General features: G+C 44.7%; 14 protein-coding genes. 5 read left to right on the top strand and 9 right to left on the bottom strand.

Annotated elements, in window-relative coordinates; all coding sequences use genetic code 11:
- Nucleotides 1-189: 189 nt before the first annotated feature.
- From ACOJUO_RS15255 to ACOJUO_RS15265, 3 genes are all read left to right on the top strand, one after another.
- Entirely contained in the window at nt 190-3,435 is a 3,246-nt protein-coding gene (locus ACOJUO_RS15255) for a hypothetical protein (RefSeq protein WP_422137418.1), read from the top strand.
- 241 nt (nt 3,436-3,676) lie between these two features.
- Nucleotides 3,677-4,138 carry a DUF29 domain-containing protein gene (locus ACOJUO_RS15260; protein ID WP_422137419.1) on the top strand — a complete coding sequence of 154 codons (462 nt, stop codon included), beginning with the start codon at nt 3,677-3,679 and terminating at the stop codon, nt 4,136-4,138.
- A 115-nt stretch (nt 4,139-4,253) separates the two neighbouring features.
- The gene (locus tag ACOJUO_RS15265) at nt 4,254-7,508 is read left to right on the top strand and encodes a hypothetical protein (protein ID WP_422137420.1); all 3,255 of its coding nucleotides are present in this window, start codon (nt 4,254-4,256) and stop codon (nt 7,506-7,508) included.
- A gap of 25 nt (nt 7,509-7,533) precedes the next feature.
- Here the strand turns inward: ACOJUO_RS15265 and ACOJUO_RS15270 are convergent, their stop codons facing one another.
- The 3 genes from ACOJUO_RS15270 to ACOJUO_RS15280 form a co-directional block, all read right to left on the bottom strand.
- Nucleotides 7,534-7,914: a thiol-disulfide oxidoreductase DCC family protein gene (locus tag ACOJUO_RS15270; RefSeq protein ID WP_422137421.1), complete on the bottom strand. Its 381-nt coding sequence runs from the start codon at nt 7,912-7,914 to the stop codon at nt 7,534-7,536.
- A complete protein-coding gene (locus tag ACOJUO_RS15275; protein ID WP_422137422.1) occupies nt 7,892-9,493 on the bottom strand; it encodes a serine/threonine-protein kinase in 1,602 nt (533 codons plus the stop codon). Before ACOJUO_RS15275 ends, ACOJUO_RS15270 begins: the two co-directional genes overlap by 23 nt.
- 128 nt (nt 9,494-9,621) lie before the next feature.
- Nucleotides 9,622-11,253, bottom strand: a complete 1,632-nt coding sequence (locus tag ACOJUO_RS15280) for a serine/threonine-protein kinase (protein ID WP_422137423.1) — start codon at nt 11,251-11,253, stop codon at nt 9,622-9,624.
- A 131-nt stretch (nt 11,254-11,384) separates the two neighbouring features.
- Here ACOJUO_RS15280 and ACOJUO_RS15285 point away from each other — a divergent pair, with 131 nt between their 5' ends.
- Nucleotides 11,385-12,371: a transposase gene (locus tag ACOJUO_RS15285; protein ID WP_422137424.1), complete on the top strand. Its 987-nt coding sequence runs from the start codon at nt 11,385-11,387 to the stop codon at nt 12,369-12,371.
- Between the two features lie 381 nt (nt 12,372-12,752).
- On the opposite strand, the gene ACOJUO_RS15290 is transcribed toward ACOJUO_RS15285, so the two are convergent.
- Nucleotides 12,753-12,980, bottom strand: coding sequence for a hypothetical protein (locus tag ACOJUO_RS15290; protein WP_422137425.1), 228 nt, complete (start codon nt 12,978-12,980; stop codon nt 12,753-12,755).
- Between ACOJUO_RS15290 and ACOJUO_RS15295 the strand changes: the two genes are divergently transcribed.
- Nucleotides 12,963-13,133 carry a hypothetical protein gene (locus ACOJUO_RS15295; RefSeq protein WP_422132890.1) on the top strand — a complete coding sequence of 57 codons (171 nt, stop codon included), beginning with the start codon at nt 12,963-12,965 and terminating at the stop codon, nt 13,131-13,133. The two genes, ACOJUO_RS15290 and ACOJUO_RS15295, sit on opposite strands and share 18 nt — an antisense overlap.
- A gap of 207 nt (nt 13,134-13,340) precedes the next feature.
- Here the strand turns inward: ACOJUO_RS15295 and ACOJUO_RS15300 are convergent, their stop codons facing one another.
- The 5 genes from ACOJUO_RS15300 to sodB all read right to left on the bottom strand — a co-directional run bounded on the left by ACOJUO_RS15300 (nt 13,341) and on the right by sodB (nt 15,928).
- The gene (locus tag ACOJUO_RS15300) at nt 13,341-13,778 is read right to left on the bottom strand and encodes a type II toxin-antitoxin system VapC family toxin (protein WP_422132891.1); all 438 of its coding nucleotides are present in this window, start codon (nt 13,776-13,778) and stop codon (nt 13,341-13,343) included.
- Nucleotides 13,775-13,999, bottom strand: a complete 225-nt coding sequence (locus tag ACOJUO_RS15305) for a FitA-like ribbon-helix-helix domain-containing protein (protein WP_422132892.1) — start codon at nt 13,997-13,999, stop codon at nt 13,775-13,777. Before ACOJUO_RS15305 ends, ACOJUO_RS15300 begins: the two co-directional genes overlap by 4 nt.
- A 204-nt stretch (nt 14,000-14,203) precedes the next feature.
- Nucleotides 14,204-14,506, bottom strand: a complete 303-nt coding sequence (locus tag ACOJUO_RS15310; RefSeq protein WP_422137426.1) for an IS3 family transposase — start codon at nt 14,504-14,506, stop codon at nt 14,204-14,206.
- A 509-nt stretch (nt 14,507-15,015) separates the two neighbouring features.
- On the bottom strand, nt 15,016-15,177 hold the full coding sequence (locus ACOJUO_RS15315) for a transposase (protein ID WP_422137427.1): 162 nt from the start codon (nt 15,175-15,177) through the stop codon (nt 15,016-15,018).
- A gap of 169 nt (nt 15,178-15,346) precedes the next feature.
- Nucleotides 15,347-15,928, bottom strand: coding sequence for a superoxide dismutase [Fe] (sodB, locus tag ACOJUO_RS15320; RefSeq protein WP_422132893.1), 582 nt, complete (start codon nt 15,926-15,928; stop codon nt 15,347-15,349).
- Nucleotides 15,929-16,130: the final 202 nt, after the last annotated feature.

The raw sequence follows: 16,130 nt of genomic DNA on the forward strand, positions 1-16,130 counted from the left end.
ATTCCCCCGCTGACTCCGATATCTCAGGCTATTTAGAGGTTTGGCACTGGCTGAGCCAGCGGCCTTTTCTTCAATTCTGCGATCATTCTTTTTTGGAACTTTCGTCTAATTTAAGAGTCAAAATATATAAGTACTCCTTGATCGGGCTGAATTCCGTCAAGATTAAGGACAATCAGAGAAAGGATAAAAATGATGGATCAATTAAATCAACCCTCATGTAATTCAAGGCTAAACCCTTCTACCTGCATTGCTACAGCTGATGATAAAAAAAATGCAGCCAGGGTCTTCGGCAGATCCGTCAGCCTTGCCGGTGATGATCTATTTGGTGTCAATCCCACAGATTTCAGGCCAGATCCCATTACAAGAAAAAAACGAAAAGACGTGGGGATTGCCTCCAGAGTCGCTGCTTTAGAGATAGATAGTCTTGTAGCCGCTAAAAAAAAACCAAAATTTAAAAAGTTTAAAGCTATTCCGGGGACATCTACTGCTATCCTCAGCGACAAACAATTCCAGCTGATACAAAGACTCCTGGATGAAGAAAAAGGTAGATTCACAATAGAAGAGTTTATAGAGGTTATCGACTTTCTTGATTATTACGCTGAAGAAAAATTGCCTGAAGATTTTTTCAAATCACCCACCCTTGTGTCAGGGATTATAAGAAATCAGCTTTGGAAGCGTTTCGCAATGGAGGGGAGTGATGAATTTTGGGAGGTATTAGCATCAACACCTGAAAGGGAAAAAGAGTTGTGTTTGACCCGTATCAGGAAAGAAGGCATCAGGCCTGACTACAGCAGCTTTCCTGAAGAATTAAAAAAGGATATAGATTTTCTGACTGAATGCTCAAGTTTTCACGGTATTCCCTGTTTTACACCGCCGCAACTGGCTGTGCAGATTTATGAGCGACTGGATATCGCAGCCAAAATAAAGTCTATAAATATTCTGCCTGAAAGCTTTAAAGATGATGATTTTTATGATGAGCTTATCCGTTCAGGAAGAATAGAGATAAGTAAGCTGCCATTCAAAATCCGGGACAAAAACAGAGAGTACTGCCTTTTGCAGTTATCAAAAGGTCTGTGCCGGTTATCACAGGTTCCGGCTCAGTTTATAACAAAAAAGGTTGTTCTGGATTCGCTTAATAGTGACAGTTTGCATGCTGATTTTATCAATATCCTCAGAAGTGATAGTGAATTTGAGACGCTGAAGAATGATCCTGACTTCTTTGAAGAATTCCTGCTAAAAATGACTTCATCGGTGTTGGAAGCAAGATATAATTTCTACACTGCACAAATCAATACCTTGTCCAAGGTTTATCAATGTTGTATTGAAAAATACAGTGATGATAGAGAAAAACTTGCTTTGTTGCTGAAAAGATTGATAAGAACTAATCCTTTTTTTATTTTACTTGTTAAAGATGTCGGTGATCAGCTGTTTCAGGAGTTGATTGAGGAAGCAAAAGAATCATTGTTGGAAATATTGGATAGTATGCCTGAAGTAAGTCACCTTTTTTTTATGCCTATGATTACTCGTTTCTTCAATAAAGTTAATGCAAGTAATGATTTTAAAAACCAAGTTATAAATGTTGTTTATCCGTATTTTCCTGTCACTTGCTCAGAACCTTTTTCAGAAGACATAAAGCGTAAGCAAGACGCTCTGGTTCTGGGTTCTGAGCCCTTTAAAGCTGGAGCGATTCACATTATCTCCAGAAAATTACGGCCCGCCAAAGCCGACATCATAATAGACTACATTGAATCCTATCCACTTTTTTTGAGCCACTTCAATGACAAAGGATATTTTGAGGAGCGTTGCGCCGACCCGGCAATCCGGCAAAGGCTTATTCATGTCCTGGCTAACAAGGTCATTGCCAACAAGCAGCAGTTAGTGACGGAGTGGCCACGTTATCTCCCCCGGCATTTGATTGATGATACTCTGGCTTATCTCAATAATCCTGCCCTTTTATCCGAACTGGATGTCTCCAGAGCATTAACAAAACCGGTGAATCCTCTCAAACTCCAACAACCCAACACTTTGGCACTCAGGCAGGTGGCGTCTCTTAAGGGAAATAGCCTTCAGATTGCCGATAAAGACGCAAGTTGTCAGTTGCAATCAGAATTTGACCGTGCGGATCACACAAATTTTAAACTGGTTTATCCTGGTCAACATCAACATTCATTGTCGCTATTTGAAGGAGAGGGAACCATCGTCGGTGGCCGTACATTGGCAGTACAGAATGGTGAGCAAGTTGATTTCTATAAATTCCAGCGAATTGGAGAGTCCGAAGCCACTCTGGCACAGGAAGGCATTATGCATCAATTTATTGCCAAAAGTGGCCGCTTTAAAAGCCAGAAACCCCGTTTTGGAGAGTACATCATGGTACTGGAAAAGGATCTTCCCGAAAGTATCCCGGGTTTCACTGATCGTTTACAAGTGAGCGAAATTAATGGTGAAAGAGCCTTCCGGGTCTACCATTTCAAAGCGACAGAAAATTACGCTAAATACGCCCATACTCCGGATGCAACCGACAACCCTTACGCGATCGCCGAGCGAGGCTTGTTGAATGGCATTCACGACATTGGCGTACTTAATGGCAGCGTTGGCGTTATGCCCACGTCAACGATCCCGGCGTTTCATGCTACCGGCCGTCGTTGGGTGTTCCTTAGCGCATTGTTGGGTAACTCTGATTTTTATGCTTGGCCATTACCGGGAACCTTTGGGGGCTGGGTTAAAGCCATTGAACGCCCTGATTTTGGTTGGGATGGTTTGCGGGATTGGGGCGATGTTGAGTTTTATGGCTCTATGAAAAGCGGCCTCACTGCCAGAGACTCAAAAACGTCGGGTTATACTCCCGAGCTTCTTCAGCGATTAAGTTTTGTCAACTCCCTCTGCGAAAACCTGCTGGCAGCAGTGTTGTTAAGAGCTCGCCTGCGCCGGGACTCTTCGGATTATCACTATCAAAATCAACAGGCAGTGGAAGAGACAGAAAACTTTATTGAGCAACTACTGGATGAATACCTGTCTGGCCTGTTGGCAAAAGAAAAAGAATCGCCGCCCAGACCAAGACTGCAAGAATTGATGGGGCTTGACGATACCACATACCGCTCCTGGCTGAAGCGAACAGCCGAGGAAATTTTGTACTGGACAGCCAAACAACCCTATGAGGCGAAAGGTGACAGTGCACTTGATCCTTCTATTGAGTGTTTCTCAAAACATATAAAGGAAACCGGAAACCTGGATGCCACATTGTACCCGGAAGGTTTGCAAACCTTCGACATGCATAAAAAATTCCCCAAAGACTTCCATAATGTCAATGATGAGCTCAATCTGGGAGCCAATAACGCCGTCTTTCCCCTGGTCGCCCTGGTCAAGGGGCTTACGTTGTTAGCTGGCAATATTTTTGCGTACGCAGGTCAATACACCGAGGAAGAAAATAGGGAATGAGGTTCGTATTCCCCCAGCGCAGCCAGTATTTAAGACTATTTACATTGTTTGATGTGGCACTGGCTTGGCCATTGGCCTTTTTTGCAGCTCTACGATCCTTCTTTATTGCCTCTGCACAGGCTCTTTTTTGGTGCGTGAAGGCATGTTTTATAATTGTCAAGAGGTCACGGATCGTAACGGTTCACTGGTAATGGTCATTGTTCATTGGTACATACTGCATTGTTTCACAAGAGGTTTAACAATGAGTGATTTATACGATACCGACTTCTACAGTTGGTCTTTTCAGCAAGCCGAGCTGATTAGGCAAGGTCGTTATAGCGAGCTGGATTTGGACAACCTGATCGAGGAAGTTGAGGACATGGGCAAAGCTCGTTATCGTACAGTAAAAAGTTGTCTAAAAGGGCTTTTTTTACATGCGCTTAAATGGCAGATGCAGTCTAAAAAAGATGATATGCACGACTTTAAAGAATGGCACACAAGCTGGTTGATCAGTATTGGAAAACAGAGGGACGCTGTACAAGAAGAATTGGAAGAAAACCCTTCTCTCAACAATAAATTGGACGAGATTTTACCAAAAGCTTATCAATCAGCTCGAAATCAAGTAGCTAGAGAAATGATGTGTAAACCCAGTGATTTCCCCAGGGAATGCCCATGGACATATGAGGAAGTGATGACTGAAGGTTGGCTGCCGGATGTTGAGTAAAAGCCCGTCCCCACCCGATTTTGGAACTTTTCTTTATTTCATGGGTCAAAATTTTTAATCATTTTTTGGCTTGACCCTCGTCAAGATTAAGGACAGTTAAAGGCAGAAATAAACAATGGATCGATTATCTCAACACTCATTTAATCCCTCTACCTGCGGTGCTACAGCGGATATTAAAGAGACAGCGGATCATGGCAAGGTCTCCGGCAGAACCTTCAGCTCTGTCAGCGGTGAGCCATTTGGAGTCAATCGCACAGTTTTCATACCAGATCCCGCAACAGGGCAACAAGATCAGAAAGAAATCGGAATTTCCTCCAGAGCTGTTGCTTTAGAGGTAGATACTCGTGAAGCCACTATAAGCAAACGAAAACTGGACTTTACTGATGACAGAGTTGTGAAGCCCGAAGCATTATCACCCAGACCTTTAAGAAAGCTTAAAGCCATTCAGAGTGCGAATAGTGCGATCATCAGCGACAGACAAGTCGAGCTTATTCAAGGACTCATTGATGGTAGAAGCGATCGGCTCACAAAAGATGAGTTTATCGATGTTGCCGACTTTCTTCCTTATGCGCCTGAAAAATATTTGCCTGAAGATTATTTCAAATCGGAAACCCTTCTTGAAGAGATAGTAAGGAACCGTCTTTGGTGTGCTTTTTCAATGACGGAAGGTGATAAAATCAGAGATGTATTGTTATCAACAGCTGATCGAACAAAAAAAATATTTTTAAATGATATCAGGAACCTGGCCCTAACCGCTCACTACAAAGACTTTTCTGAAGAATTAAAATCTGATATTGATTTTTTGATAGAGTACTCAAACGTGAATGGTCTTCCGAAGGGAACACCACCGAAACAGGCACAACTGATTTATGGTTATCTGGACATCGCAGCAAAAATAAGATCTCTGAGCGTTCTTCCACACAGCTTTAAAGATGATGAATTGTATGATGAGCTTATCAATTCAGGAAGGATAGAACTTAAAGATCTGCCACAACACATTATTAACAGAAAAAAAGACTACTGCCTTTTACAATTATCGAAGGGACGGTGTCAATTATCAGAGGTTCCGGATCGGTTCATAACAAAAAAGTCGATTTTGGACTCCCTTGACGGTGAAAATTTGTGTGATAATTTTAGCGAAATTTTCAACGGCAATCATGAATATAAGGTGCTGATAAATGATGATGATTTCTTTGAAGAAGTCCTTTTCAAAACTGCTTCAGCCATTCTGGGTAACAGAGATTTCGCTCGTTCGTATACCACGCCCTTACCTGATATTTATCATCTTTGTATAGAAAGATATAAGACTGATCGAGATAAACTTGCTTTGTTGTTAAATAAGCTGGTAATTGCCAATCCTTTTATTGTTGTATCAATTAAAAATACAGATGATAGGTTGCTTCAGGGATTAATCGAAAAAGCAAAATGGTCTTTATTGAAAATATTAATCAACAGACCTGAGAAAAGTGAAAATTTCTCCCTTAGTCTTCTTGATAAGTTTTTTGAAAAAATTAATGCAGGTGATGATTTTAAAAACCAGGTGATGGGTACTGTCTGTCAGTATTTCCCTATAAAATATTTCGATTCGTTTTCCGATGAATTACTGACGAAACAAGACGATATCGTTTTAAACTCTGAACCCTTTTGGTCTGGAGCGACTCATATTATTAAGAGAGGTTTACGGCCCGACAAAGGCGACCTCATAGTAAGCTACATTGAACTCCATCTGGATTTTTTGCATAAGTTTAATGATGCAGGGTATCTGGAGCAGTGTTGCAATGACCCGGCACTTCAGCAGAGGCTTGTTCATGTTCTGGCTGCCAGGATCCTTGCTAACAAACCGCTGTTGTTGAGGTTCTGGAAGGATCGCTTACCCAGAAAGTTACTGGATGATACTCTGGCTTATCTCAATGATCCTGGGCTTTTCTCCAGACTGGACTCCTCTGTTGCATTAACAGAGCCGGTTAACCCGCTCAAATTTCAACAGCCAAATACTGTGGCATTCAAGTTGCTGGCGTCTCTCCACGCATATAGTTTTGAGTTTGCGAATAAAGACGCCAGTCGTCAGTTACAGTCAGAATTTGCTCGTGCTGGTGAAACAGAATTTCCATCGGTTTATCCTGGTCAGCACCGGCTGTCACTGTTTGAAAAAGAAGGAACCATTGTTGGTGGCCGTACACTGGCAATAACCAACGGTGAAGAGGTTGATTACTATAAGTTCCAGCGGGTCGGGGAGCCCGTGACTACCCTGGCGCAAGAAGGCGTTATGCATCAACTTATAGCCAAAAGTGACCGCTTCAAAAGCCAGAAACCCCTTTTTGGCCAATACCTTACGGTGCTGGAAAAGGATCTTCCCGAGAGTACCCGAGGTTTCACTGATCGCTTACAAGTGATTAATGTTGATGGTGAAAGAGCTGTCAGGGTTTACTTCTTCAAGGCCACAAAACACTATGGTCAATACGCTCACACTCCTGATCTAACCAATGCCCCCTTCGCGGTCGCCGAGAGAGGTCTATTGAAAGGCATCCATGATATTGGAGTACTTAATGGCAACTTTGGTGTTATGCCCACGTCAACTATCCCGGCGTTTCACGATACCGGACGTCGCTGGGTGTTCCTCACCCCTTTGTTGGGATCCATGCTTTATGCCTTGCCATTACCCGGAACATTTGGAGGTTGGATCAAAGCCATTGAACGCCCTGATTTTGGCTGGGATGGTCTACGGGATTGGGGCGATGTTGAGTTCTATGGCAGCATGAAAAGCGGCCTCACTGCCAGAGACTCAAAAACTTCGGGCTATACGCCAGAAGTTATGCAGCGGTTAAGTTTTGCCAATGCCCTCTGCGAAAACCTGCTGGCAGCCGTGTTGTTGAGATCACGTCTGCGCCGCGACTCGCCGGATTATCATTATCAAAATCAACGGGCAGTGGAAGAGACAGAAAACTTTATTGAGCAACTACTGAACGAATACCTGTCAGGCCTGTTAGCAAAAGAAAAAGAGTCGCCGTCCAAGTCAAGACTGCAAGAACTTATGGGGCTAGACGAAGACACATACCGTTCATGGCTGAATCGAACAGCCCGGGAAATTATTTACTGGACGGCCAGGCAACCTGATGAGGCCACATTTGATCGTTATGTTGAGTGTTTCTCGAAACATATAAAGGAGACTGGAAATCTGGATAGCACACTGTATCCAGAAGGTTTGAGTATCTTCGACATGCAAAAAAAATTCCCCAGAGATTTCCATAATGTCAATGACGAACTCAATCTGGGAGCCAACAACGCTGTCTTTCCTCTGGTCAGTCTGGTCAAGGGACTTACACTGCTTGTCGGCAATATTTTTGCGTTCGCACACCAAGTACACGGATGATGATGTGTAATGAACAAGTGCAAGGCTATTTACATTGTTTTGTGTTGCACTGACCCGGCCAGCGTCCCTCTTTTTTCAGGCGGACTTTGGTCATCCAGTCGTAGGTCCATTTCAGGACCTGTTTCAGACCGGGCAGACTCATGAGCCAACCCAGCCAGGCCCAACCGGGTAGCTGATTGAGCAAGAGAGCGTAGCTGTCAATACTGGTATAAACCTGTCCATCATGGGTTATGGTGTGCAATTCAAGCAGAGCCTTACCGGGATCAACCCCCCAGGTTTCCAGCACCTTTTCCTGACCGGTGATATCAAACCACTCTACTTCACAGCGAAAACGGGCATTTTGCCAGCGTGCGACCTCTTTCGTACAAAGAGGACAGAGACCATCATACAAAACTCTTATTTGCATCGCCTTCATCTCTTTTAAGGACATCAGCAACCCTGTTAAGTGTTCTCAGGGCTTGCTCTTTGTCTATTGTCCGATCAGTAAACCAGGGATGCTGCAAAGCTTTCTCTGGCGTTAATCTCTCCAGGGGCTCCGGGTGCAGCAAACTGTTAATCATGTCAGTCAGCTGGCTTTTACTTTTCTTCATCTCTTCTGCAGACTCTATCAGTTTTCCCAGATCGGCTACCGTCTCTCTTTCGGGTGTCGTTAACTTGCCGTAGAGCAGTCGTTTGATGGCCTGGATATCATCCAATGAAAGTGGTCCATCCAACAGTGCCAGAGCGGTATCACTGTCTCGGGCATTCAATTTTCCATGCAGCATTTTTTTGATTCTTTCTATGTCTCTGGCGTTCAACTCTCCATCCAGCATCTTTGTGATGACACCAATTTCACCACTGGAGGTCAGCAGGCTGTCCAGATTAAATTCTTGCAGCTTCATACGCTCAGACTCGGCTTCCAGATCATCCTCTGTTAATTCAGGACTTACTGGCTTCATTGCCTTTTTGTAACTGCCATCAGGATTGGGCTTCTGATACTCAAGAAATGCCTTGAGGACCTCAAAAGCTGCTTCAGATCGTTGGTCGGGGGTATATTTACCCCATGGCTCTGCACCATTGGTAAAAGAGCGAATATGGAGCTGGCCCGGACTGTTCAAAAAACGGTACAGATGTTGCCCCTGAGCAAAAGCATCCGTCGCATAACTGGCTCTGACTAATTCTTTTTTAAACTCTGATCGGTATAGTTCCGGAGAAGCGTAGTCTTCATGACTATAACTGGCTCTGTTGCCTTCTTCTCTGGCACAACCAAAGTCAATCAGTTTCAAGCGGCCGCTTTTAAGATCAATCATGACGTTGTTGGGTTTCAGATCATTATGGACAACGCCTTTTTTATGCAGGTGATCAAGCGCCTTGAACTTCTCGTACTCCATAAACGCCAGAACATTGAAAAACGCCGGACTGCTGATCCTGCCATTGCCGTAGAGCTCAATCAGATGCATCATTACGCTATCCTGAGAGGGGCCTTCAATCAACTCCGTCAGGAGCCCCCTGACACCGTCGACTTCGGCCATTCCATAACTTCTGACAATATTTGGGTGCTCTCCCAACTTCTTTAATAACCTGGCTTCCCGTTCTCCCTTGTCACCCAAATGAGTATGTTTTAATGCAAAATGTTCTTTAACGCCTTTACTTTTTTCCTGGATAACACGATGTACCGATGCAAAGCGTCCTCTACCCAATTGCTTCTTAGCCAGGTGGGCCGATTCATTCAATGGTGAGGAATGCGTGAAAACATCATCTTCAGGAAATACTTCGCTATCACTGACGACTCCGGGGCTTGACGGGTAAGAAGAAATCGAAGAAGTGGAGATACCACTGAAATCAGAGCCTGAGCCCGAAGAGTGTTGCTCTAAATTTTTCACCGGCGCTTCGAGCTGAACTTTCTTACTCTGCCATTTCCCCTGCTTCTCCGGTTCCGGCTGCGCCTGCTCAGCGGGGAGCGATGCAGCATTGGCTGGCTCTGACTTCTTTCCTGGAATATCCACGGATTTTTCCCGGCTACTTTAATTATTAATGAGTGAATCGGCAGGAATGAGAGGTAATTAACGGGAGCCTATTATCCGGGAGAAGAAAGTGAAGGGTTTAAAAGGCGCTCCGAGGTGGGCTCAGTCACTCACACAAAACGCTTATTTTCACCACCTTCATCACCTCCCTTCAGGGCATCAGCAGCCATCTGAAGAGTTCTTAAGGCCTGCTCTTTGTCTATCGTACGCTCAGTAAACCAGGTGTGCTGCAAAGCTTGCTCTGGTGTCATTCTCTGCTCGGGCGACGGGTGCAGCAGGCGGTTAATCATATTAATCAGCTGACTTTTACTTCTCTTCATCTCTTCTGCAGAGGCTATCAGGTGTCCGAGATCGGCCACCGTCTCTTTTTCAGGTGTCGTTAACTTGCTATAGAGCAATCGTTTGATTGCCTTGATATCATGAAATGTGAGCGGCCCGTCCAGCAGTCTTTGCGCTGTCTCGCTGTCCTTGGCGTTTAATTTTCCATGCAGCATTTTTTTGATTCTTTCTACATCATTGGCGCTCAAATCCCCATCCAGCAACTTTATAATGCTGCTAATTTCATCACTGGAGGTCAGCAGACTATCCAGATTAAATTCTTGCAGCTTCATACGCTCAGATTCAGTCTTCAGATCGTCCTCTGTTAATTCAGGACTTACTGGCTTCATTGCTTGTTTGTAACTGCCATCAAAATTGGGCTTCTGATAATCAAGAAATGCCTTAAGTACCTCAAAAGCCGCTTCAGATCGTTGATTGGGCGTATATTTGCCCCATGGATCCGCGCCATTGGTAAAGGAATGAATATGGGGTTGATCCGGACTGTTCAAAAAACGGTAGAGATGTTGCCCCTGAGCAAAGGCATCCGTTGCATAGCTGGCTTTAACTTCTTCTTTCTTAATTAACTCCGATCGGTACAATTCCGGAGAAGCGTAGTCTTCATGACTGTAACTGGCTTTTTGACCCTCTTCTTTGGCACCACCAAAATCAATCAGTTTCAAGCGGCCGCTTTTAAGATCAATCATGACGTTATTGGGTTTCAGATCGTTGTGGACAATGCCTTTCTTGTGCAGGTGATCAAGTGCCCGGAACTTCTCGTATTCCATAAACGCCAGAACATTGAAAAACGCCTGACTGCTGAGCCTGCCATTTCCATAAAGCTCAATAAGAAGCATCATCACGCTATCCTGAGAGGGGCCTTCAATCAACTCTGTCAGGAGCCCTCTGACCCCGTCGACTTCGACCAGACCATAACTGCTGACAATATTTGGATGCTCTCCCAATTTCTTTAATATCCTGTCTTCACCTGCTCCCTGGTCACCCAAATGCGTCTGTTTTAATGCAAAATGTTCTTGCTTGCCTCCGCTTTTTTCCTGAATAACCCGGTGTACCGTTGCAAAGCGCCCTCTACCCAACTGTTTTTTTGCCAGATGGGCCGTTTCATTCAAAGGAGAGGGATAAGTAAAAACATCATCTTCAGGAAAGAGTTCAGTTTCACTGAATTCTCCCGGGCTTGGGGGGTGGGAAGAAACCGAAAAGTCAGACAAGTCAGATATTTCAGCAAAAGCTGAGTCTGAGTCTGAGCCTGAGCTTGAAGAGCTGTGCCTCAGATCGTCGACCGGCACATCATTTGACTGAACTTTCTTACCCTGCCAATTACCCTGTTCCTTCTGTTCTGGCTGCGCCTGCTCAGGGACATTAGAGACATTAATGGCAGGCCCTCGCTTCTTTCCTGGAATATCCACGGATTTTTCCCTGGCTACTTTGACTATTAAGGAGTGCATCGGCAAATAATAGGACACCCTTATATTTGACAAACAAGCCAGCTCGTCTAATTTTTCCCTGTTGCTGATATTTAGTTCCGGCAGGAGAGATTATGACCCGTGCACGAAGTTCTCTGATCGACCCAGGCTCCACGCCATATTATCACTGTATAGCTCGATGCGTACGCAGAGCATATTTGTGTGGAGAGGATCATTTAACGGGCAAAAACTACGAGCACCGCCGGCAGTGGATTGTTGACAAGCTCAGGGAAATGGTTTCAATCTTTTCTATAGAGGTCTGCGCCTATGCTGTCATGTCGAATCACTATCATGTGGTTTTGCATATTAATCAAAAACCTGCCAGAGAGTGGACAAGAGACGAAGTTTTGAGTCGATGGACAAGGCTTTTCACAGGGCCGCTTCTGGTTCAGAAGTATCTTGCTGCTGACCGGCTGAGTCATTCGGAACTGGCTCGCGTGGACGAATTTGTTGAAGAGTATCGAAATCGTCTAACGAGTATCAGCTGGTTCATGCGTTGCCTCAACGAATATCTTGCCCGTGAGGCTAACCAGGAAGATGGCTGCAAAGGTCGCTTCTGGGAAGGGCGGTTTAAAAGTCAGGCGTTGTTGGATGAGGCAGCGTTGTTGACCTGCATGGCCTATGTTGACCTGAATCCGCTCCGTGCCGAAATGGCGGAAACTCCAGAAGGATCAGACTACACGTCGATCCAGGAACGAATTGAAAATTTGGCAGGTTCTGATACCCGAAAGCAGCCAGCCACCCTTATGCCTTTTCGATCACAGGGGCAAAATCCGGATAAGGCGTTGCCTTATATTCTTCATGATTATCTTGAGTTGGTTGACTGGAGTGGGCGTGCAGTGCGATCTGATAAGAAAGGTTCAAACCCTTCAGATATTCCACCCATTCTGACCCGACTGGAAATTGATTCAAATGAATGGCTCAAAACCATGAGATGGAATAACCGCTTCTATCGTGCAGTGGGCAGGCTGGAAGCCATGAAAACTTTTGCTCGGGAAATGGGACAGCATTGGGTGAAGGGGTTGTTTATCTGTAGTCGTTTATTTCATGGCTTAAGCTGATTGCCCGACTTTTTCGTTGTTATTTGTTGCTCCTGTCATATGGGGCGTCTAGCTATTTCTGACTTTTTCCTTTTTTGAGTGATCCGCTTGTCGTTTGTTATGATAAGCGATGATTTTGAGTGGCTGTCAGGGTTTGATGGGTTGCCAGGCTCCCAGTTTGTGGGCTGTATTTTATATTTGATGTGGATATCTTGTTTTTTCTTTAATTTTTTTCTTTTAAATGGATAATTTTTTTCTTTTAATTGGATGTCCTTTTTTTCCTTCCTTTTTTTCCTTCCGTTTTTTTTAATTGGATGTCCTTTTTTTCCGTTCCTTAATTGGATGTCCTTTTTTTCCGTTTTTTTTCCGTGGATATCTTGTTTTTTCTTTAATTTTTTTCTTTTAAATGGATAATTTTTTTCTTTTAATTGGATGTCTTTTTTTTCCTGCTTTAATTGGATGTCCTTTTTTTCCTTCCTTGGATGTACTTTTTTTCCTTCCGTTTTTCTTAATTGGATGTCCTTTTTTTCCGTTCCCTTTATTGGATGTCCTTTTTTCCTTTTTTTTCCTTTCTTTTTTTCCTCTTACCGCCGTTACTTGAAAGACGCCTAGGTGACTTATCTCAGACATGAGCTTGAGAGCCTTGCCAGTGCATCTGATGAGTTTGTCACAGCGGTTGTGAATGCTGTTGGCTATCAAAACACAGAGGCTGGATATCAGGCTGAGGATCAGTTGGTGCGCATACTCAAAGCCCGCTATCAGGGTTGTTTCAGTGAAGCCTGAGCAGTGGGCTGAAAGCGAAAGAGCTGCAGGATGAGTCTGGTTGTTGGCATGGTGCCAGTGAGGGTGAAAAGCGAAATGGTTTGAACGACCTACCGGTTTTCGAGCAGCTTGCGTTTCCTGCTTCAGCTGCTATCAATTGAGTCACAGGCCTGCAACGGTGCCCATTCTAATATGTAGCGAGTGGCCAGGGTTGCAGGTTCTTTGTATTCAGAGGGTTCGAATATACACATCGGGACTGATGGCTATGTCAGGATATGTTTTCAGCAGCTTTTTATCGTAAGTCACCAGGGGGATACTCTGGCCTTTCGCCACAGCAATGAAAAGGGTGTCATAAGCAGGGTGCTTGTCTTCACAGGCCAGAATCAAGGCCTCCCGCCAGTAATGTTCGGTCGGATGAACACGGCTGAACAGGGTGCTGGCATCCTGAAGCACATCCAGGCCGGTTTGCACGGAAATGCTTTTTTGGGTAATCCACTGCCATAGCACATTGGTCAGCTCGGCCCTGATGGAGTCGGGTACGTGAATAGTTTCTGTACGAGCGATGGTTGTGAGTGAATCTTCTGCAAAGTCCGTTTCGTTAAGAAGGCCATAGGCAAATACCATGGTATCGATGACAGCTGCTTTTATGCCCTTATTTGCCATCATGGACGCCCTTCGTTGCGCCACTCGTCCATTTCTTCATGATGGGTTTCCGGGAGCTGGTTCCAGCGGCTTCTGATACGGTCAATTGTATCCTGCTTCCTGGGGTAGCTGGCTTCCAGCAGTTCCCGCAACTCCTGCTCCATGGAACGATTGGCTGCTTTGGCTTTCAGTTTAAGGCGCTCAACCAGTTCATCGGGTAGATTTCTAATGGTCAGTGTTGCCATAGGGGGCCTCCATTTTGCTAAGTCATTGCGCTACCATTTTATATGCTAGCATATTGAAAGCATGCTGGCGTTAATGGCGTGTAAGCAATATGATCAGCTGTTAATTATGTATCAGGCACTCTTGTGATTCAGCGTTATTCATCCCGCCAGCAGCCGCTGGGTCAATCGTTTATCTGTAGTGGTCAAGTAAAAACGGACACCTGATTAAGCTGCTTTTTTCAATTTTTGCTTCTCGAAGTCTACTGGACTCATATAGTCCAGATAGGAATGCAATCTTTTATTGTTGTAGAACAAAATGTAATCAATAACATGTGCCTCTACTTCTGCCCGAGTATCATAAATATAATGATCCGTTCTTTCCCTTTTCAGGCTGCCAAAGAACTGCTCCATCACAGAGTTATCCCAGCAATTACCCTTGCGACCCATACTACAGACCATCCCATACTCCCTGAGTTGATTCTGATACTCCAGAGACGCGTACTGGCTGCCACGATCTGAATGGTGCATCACACCATCTCCAGGCGAAACATCTCCGGGTCAATCTGTTGATTTTTTGCCTGTTGTTTATTCCATTAGTAGAAGCTGCTGCGACTAACTTTTAGTGCTTTGCATAGCGTTACGACAGGATAGGCCTTCCTCTCCCGCTGTATGAAGGCGTATCTTACAGCTGGTCTTTCGCAAAGAAGGCCATGGCTTTTTTTAAGATTTCCTGTTCCATTTTCAGCTGTTTGTTTTCAGCTTCAAGCTCTTTGATTCTCTGCTGTTCAGTCGTCAGGGCCTGATGGCCTTTGCCGGGGAAAGCCAGCTCTTTCTTCTCTTCACTGAGTCGAACCCAACGACGGAGGTTAGTCGCACAAATTCCTAGGAGCCTGACCGAGAATAGCGCCCGTAGCGAGGACGGCAGAAAATTGAGGATGAAAATTCGGTTTTGTGAGGAGAATAGCGAGCTATTTGACGAACAAAAGCGGATTTTCAGACCAATTTGCTGCCGCCGCAGTAGGGCAGTCTATTCTCGGTCAGGCTCCTAGACTTCTGGCGACTGCTGTAGGCGACTGAGCTTGTTCAGTAACCAGTTTTACAGCTTTGAGTTTGAATTCCTGAGAATAATGTTTTCGCGTTGCCATTATGAACCTCGTTACTGGTTGCACTATTGTGCTTAACGAGGTGTCCGGTGTCATTAGACCACTTCATTTATATTCTTTAAAGGCATAAAGAAAAACACCGTCTGACATTTATATGCCAGACAGTGAAGGTCAAAAATTAAGCCTGTTTGCTAACTTAAATGTTAGAATTTCCAACAAATTGTGCTGATTTCCAACTTAATTGTGTATCTATCAAATCAGAATCTTAACCATCGTAATTAGCCGCAGCAAAGTCCCAGTTAACCAGTGCCCAGAAATGTTTCAGATACTCTGGACGCACATTGCGATAGTCGATGTAGTAGGCATGCTCCCACAGGTCGCAGGTCAACAGTGGTTTCTGATTGGTCGTCAAAGGAGTGCCTGCATTGCTGGTGTTTACGATTTCTACAGAACCATCGCTGTTTTTAACCAGCCAGGTCCAGGAAGAGCCAAAGTTGTTAACCGCTTTGTCGTTGAATGCAGCAACGAAATCGTCAAAAGAACCGAAAGCATTATTGATAGCTTCAGCCAGTTCACCGGCAGGAGCACCACCACCATTAGGGCTCAGGCAGTTCCAGTAGAACGTGTGGTTCCAGATTTGAGCAGCGTTGTTGAAGATGCCGCCTTCAGAAGTCTTGATGATTTCTTCCAGGCTCTTGCTCTCCAGCTCGGTACCCGCAACCAGACCGTTCAGTTTGTCAACGTAGGTCTTGTGATGCTTGCCGTAGTGGTAATCCAGAGTTTCTTCAGAAATGTGAGGAGCCAGTGCATCGCGTGCGTAGGGCAGTGCAGGAAGTTCAAAAGCCATGTTGTCGTTCTCCACTTGGGGGGTTGATCTTGTTTGACCTGAATTCGTCTCGCGCGACGATATTAACATCGGTTTGATTACGAATCTATGTGGTGGATAGTTTGGGGGCGCGCGATATCTCTTCAACCCCCGGGTGACAGAAAAAACCTGAAACAGTGTCATGAACCGGATATTTCCAGACTGTGATAGGCAATTCCGCTGA

Origin of the sequence: Endozoicomonas sp. ALC020, assembly GCF_049275935.1 — a bacterium.
Lineage (GTDB): Bacteria > Pseudomonadota > Gammaproteobacteria > Pseudomonadales > Endozoicomonadaceae > Endozoicomonas_A.

Coding starts and splice junctions, on each gene's coding strand:
- ACOJUO_RS15290 (WP_422137425.1), bottom strand. CDS start 12,980: ATGTCTGAGATAAGTCACCTAGGCGTCTTTCAAGTAACGGCGGTAAGA.
- ACOJUO_RS15255 (WP_422137418.1), top strand. CDS start 190: ATGATGGATCAATTAAATCAACCCTCATGTAATTCAAGGCTAAACCCT.
- ACOJUO_RS15310 (WP_422137426.1), bottom strand. CDS start 14,506: ATGCACCATTCAGATCGTGGCAGCCAGTACGCGTCTCTGGAGTATCAG.
- ACOJUO_RS15305 (WP_422132892.1), bottom strand. CDS start 13,999: ATGGCAACACTGACCATTAGAAATCTACCCGATGAACTGGTTGAGCGC.
- ACOJUO_RS15285 (WP_422137424.1), top strand. CDS start 11,385: ATGACCCGTGCACGAAGTTCTCTGATCGACCCAGGCTCCACGCCATAT.
- ACOJUO_RS15260 (WP_422137419.1), top strand. CDS start 3,677: ATGAGTGATTTATACGATACCGACTTCTACAGTTGGTCTTTTCAGCAA.
- sodB (WP_422132893.1), bottom strand. CDS start 15,928: ATGGCTTTTGAACTTCCTGCACTGCCCTACGCACGCGATGCACTGGCT.
- ACOJUO_RS15270 (WP_422137421.1), bottom strand. CDS start 7,914: ATGCAAATAAGAGTTTTGTATGATGGTCTCTGTCCTCTTTGTACGAAA.
- ACOJUO_RS15300 (WP_422132891.1), bottom strand. CDS start 13,778: ATGATGGCAAATAAGGGCATAAAAGCAGCTGTCATCGATACCATGGTA.
- ACOJUO_RS15315 (WP_422137427.1), bottom strand. CDS start 15,177: ATGACACCGGACACCTCGTTAAGCACAATAGTGCAACCAGTAACGAGG.
- ACOJUO_RS15265 (WP_422137420.1), top strand. CDS start 4,254: ATGGATCGATTATCTCAACACTCATTTAATCCCTCTACCTGCGGTGCT.